The sequence below is a fragment of the Chrysanthemum yellows phytoplasma genome, from assembly GCF_000803325.1.
GTDB classification, from domain to species: Bacteria; Bacillota_I; Bacilli_A; order Acholeplasmatales; family Acholeplasmataceae; genus Phytoplasma; species Phytoplasma asteris.
In genome coordinates this window covers 1-3789 of the sequence record NZ_JSWH01000025.1, presented here as the reverse complement: position 1 = coordinate 3789, position 3789 = coordinate 1, and the positions used below count along the sequence as shown (strand labels likewise).

The 3789-nt window shown below is 23.8% G+C and carries 4 protein-coding genes; 2 read left to right on the top strand and 2 right to left on the bottom strand.

Going from position 1 to position 3789, the window contains the following annotated elements; genetic code table 11:
- Positions 1 to 494: hypothetical protein (locus OL66_RS00475; protein ID WP_156956337.1), on the bottom strand; the 494-nt coding region annotated here is incomplete at its 3' end.
- A 447-nt stretch (positions 495 to 941) separates the two neighbouring features.
- On the opposite strand from OL66_RS00475, the gene OL66_RS00470 reads away from it, so the two are divergent.
- Together OL66_RS00470 and OL66_RS00465 are read left to right on the top strand one after the other, a co-directional pair.
- Complete coding sequence (locus tag OL66_RS00470) at positions 942 to 1154, top strand: hypothetical protein (RefSeq protein ID WP_011160837.1); 213 nt, start codon at positions 942 to 944, stop codon at positions 1152 to 1154.
- An 864-nt stretch (positions 1155 to 2018) separates the two neighbouring features.
- Complete coding sequence (locus OL66_RS00465) at positions 2019 to 2531, top strand: hypothetical protein (RefSeq protein WP_034172034.1); 513 nt, start codon at positions 2019 to 2021, stop codon at positions 2529 to 2531.
- Between the two features lie 144 nt (positions 2532 to 2675).
- Here the strand turns inward: OL66_RS00465 and OL66_RS00460 are convergent, their stop codons facing one another.
- Positions 2676 to 3389 (bottom strand): DUF2963 domain-containing protein, encoded by a 714-nt coding sequence (locus OL66_RS00460; protein WP_238568763.1) that lies wholly within the window; start codon positions 3387 to 3389, stop codon positions 2676 to 2678.
- Positions 3390 to 3789 lie beyond the last annotated feature (400 nt).

Below are 3789 nucleotides of genomic sequence, written 5' to 3'. Positions count from 1 at the left end.
GTATCTTGTATCCAACTTGCAAAAAGTTTATCATTTAATTGTTCTACTAAAAGAAGACAAGATTCATCTACATTGGATAAAAGTGTTTTAGCTTCTTTAAAAATCATTGTTAATATGCTTATTAAATTTGCTTTTGTATTATCATCATCATATGTGCATTTATCAAAATTGTCTACTTCTATATTTTCCCAATAATCAACTCCTAGAACGCTAGAATATAGAAACTCTACAAGTGTTCCAACTTCAGATTGAGATTTAGGATTTTTGGCTTTTAAATATAATTTCATTTTGTAAGCCACGCAAGAACATGATAATGATGTTTTTGTATTTAAAGAATCTTGAAAGCTTTGAACTAAATCATAATCTACTACCCCTAATTTTGGTCCTTGTGATTGTGGTGATTCAGATACAGGAGTTGTTTTTTCTTTTGGATCTTTTTTGTCATCTGCAAAAGCACTTGGAATAAATGCTGATAAGAAACATGAAATAAACACAAATGTAATTACTATCAAGAAAATTAAATAATTGTTTTTAACTGATTTTTTTAACAATTATAAAACCTCCTAATTAAAATATACAAACTTAAAGTAACTATCATCCTGTAGGTTTATTATATCATAATTTAAATGTTTTGTATCTAAAAAACCGTTTTAAAATGACCTGAATTAATTATTCTTTTAATATTTAATTAATTTTAATCGAGATTTAGTTTGTTAAAATTGAATAAAATGCAGTGATTTTATTATAATATTACATTTTTTAACTTTAATTTGTGTTATAATTAGCATGAGAATAAATACATTTTTTGATGATTCTACAAAGATGATTTTTAAAATTTATTTATTTTCTATTTTTGTATTTGCCTTTTTAATTTTTTAAATTTTATTTCAATGTTAAGTTGGAAATAAAATCATATAAAGAAAGCAGGTGATATATAAATTATGGTAAAACTCAAAAAACATAAAGCAAAACTGTTAATATTTGCTGGCTTTTGGGCTATTTTGCTATTTTTAAATCACAATTATTTAATTTTTGCTGACCAAGATGATGATATTGAAAACGTGATAACTCTAATTGAAACTAAAGAGAATCAAACAGAACAAATAAAAATACAATGTCAAGATTTATTGCAAAAGGGCGAGAAAGATGCCTAATTTCTTAGTAAATTAACCACTTACAACTGCAATTAGTAATGCAGTACAACATATTTTTGGTCTATTTTGTGAAAGCAAGATAGATTATAGCAGAAAATAAAAGCAAAAAAACGAGAAACTGTTTATCGTTTGGATTTGCGAGTTGAAAATAGTCATGGAAAAGCTTTGCAATAAGCCTAAGAGAAAAAAACGGGCAGTAGCTATAAGGAAAAACAGTTGATACCTTATATTTTAGGGCAGTTTATATATTTTTTGCGTATATAAAATTTACTAACACTTATTGATTTAAGTGGCAAGCAAAATTGCTAAACCTAAAACCACCACAACCACATAATTTTTTTATTTTTGTATATTAATTGTGGTTATCTCTCCTAAAACTATTAAGGTAAGAAATTAGAGTAACTTCTATCTTCCTAAAAGTTATTTGCTAAAAGAAAGTTATTTGATAAAAGTATAAAAGCATCTAAAATAAACTTAAGTGTTTAGGCTCAAGGAAAAAGCAGAATCGTAGTAGTCGTAAGAAATTCAAAGCTTAGCTGGAATGCATAAGTGGACTGACTTACCAAGGAATTTGGGAAAACCAAATACAAGGCGAAAGAAGAAATATATTTTATATAAACGCTGTATGCTTGGAAACTTGCTTGTACGGTGTTGTGCGAGGCTCAAAAAAACCTAATTATTAGCTAATAATTAAGGCGTTTTGTTTCTATCGCGATAATTACTCAAATCAAAACTGAAATTAATAAATTAGCAGTTAATAATCAAACAGAAATTCAAAAATATTTAAATGATCCCATTTTTATAAATATCCTAGATTTAATTAAAAAAAAAGAAGTAGGAGCCCAACAACAAGTAATTGATTATTTGGAACAAATATATATTTGGGTACAAAAATTAAATACAGATGTTAATAGTATTTTAACATCATTTGAAATATTGACAGCAAAAACATTAAAATTTAGAGAAGTTTCTAAAGAGTACGATAATGTTTTAGACAAAATTACAAATATTTTTTCATATATGAAATCAATATCCACATTAAATGATGAAATATATGAACAAGATTCAAAAAGCAGTGTTTCTGATGAATCATCTAATTTAGATGCAAAAGTACAAGAAGCTTTAGACCAATTGGGTGGAATTAACAAATTAAAAGATCAAAAAGTTCATGTAGATCAATTAAATACTCAATTTAATATTTTAAAAGATCAAAGTCCTTTAACTCCTTCAGGTGTTTCCGGTTCTTCTGATACTTTTCAAAATAATAATTATAATGTAACCAATAGTTTTTTATTTTTTTTCTTTGTAATATTTATTTTATTATTTGTTGTTTTGATATTGTATTTTATTTTTCAAAATTTTGCAAACACAAAATAACAATTAGTTTTTTAAAATTATAAATATTATTTTTACTAAAATCAAGACTAAATTTCCCAAAACTAAATATTTATGATAATATAAAGACCAACTTCAAAGTTGGTCTTTTTTTATTTTGGTGCTTTTTCAAGGAACAAAACTAGTTTAGTATTTTGTAACAATATAATGGATTGTTTCTGAAATTTCTTCTTTTTCGTTGTATTTATCTATGTAATCAATATCAATGCCGTTTTTAAGATAGTAAGTATGAGAAATCTTTTTTCCAGTTTGAAGGCTATATTTAGCTTCATTGTCTATTTTGTTATTGTCTTGGTAATAAATTATTTTTGTTATTTTTTTAGTATTTTGATCAAGATATATGACACAAAATAAAGTTCCTTGTTGTGTAAAGTGTTTTATTTGGAGGCATTTTTTAGTTTGGGGGTTGTATTTTTCAATGAAATTAATAGTTTTTTGATTGGGGTAAAAAGTAGTTTTTTTGATTAAATTGTTTGTTATTGAATCGTATATATTTATCATTTGGGTATTTTCGTTTGAGTTTGTAACAATTAAATTATTTTCGTTTGAAATTAATTTAATTTGGTTAACTATTTCATTATTATTTTCTTTATTTGGTTTATTTTCTTGGATAATCGGATTTGGTAGTTTTGTTGATTCTTTTTTTTGAGTAAATATTTTATCTTTGCGTTCTTTGTTATATAAAATAAAACTACTTAAAAACATTATAATAACCATTAAAATAAGGCACAATATGTGAATTAATTGCCATTTATGCTTTTTTTGTTTGTGTTTGTCTTTGTGTTCTTTGGGATTTGTTGTGTCTTTTTGGTATTTTGTTTCTTTTTTTACAAATTTCATAAAATTACTTTTCTTTTTTGTTATAACTTATCAAACCCCATTTATGCTACAACTTATTTATAAAATTATAAATTATAAAATTGCTAAATTGCCAAATTATCATTGCTAAATCTTTAAATCTTAAAACCAAAAGCACAAATCATAGATTACAAATAAGTACTCTTATTATACAACATATATTGTTATTTGCATCAATATTTTTAAAATTACTCAATATTTTAATATTTTAGCAGTTTTTATTTGTAAATTGATGGAAAAATACAAATATTTAAAATAAATAAGCATATTTGTTGTTTTTTTTTTTTTTTGATGTTAAAATATAGTTAATTAACAATTTGTTTTTTCCTTATTTGTTATTTGTTAAAAATTAGATTAAAAATATTATTTGTAATTGTATATT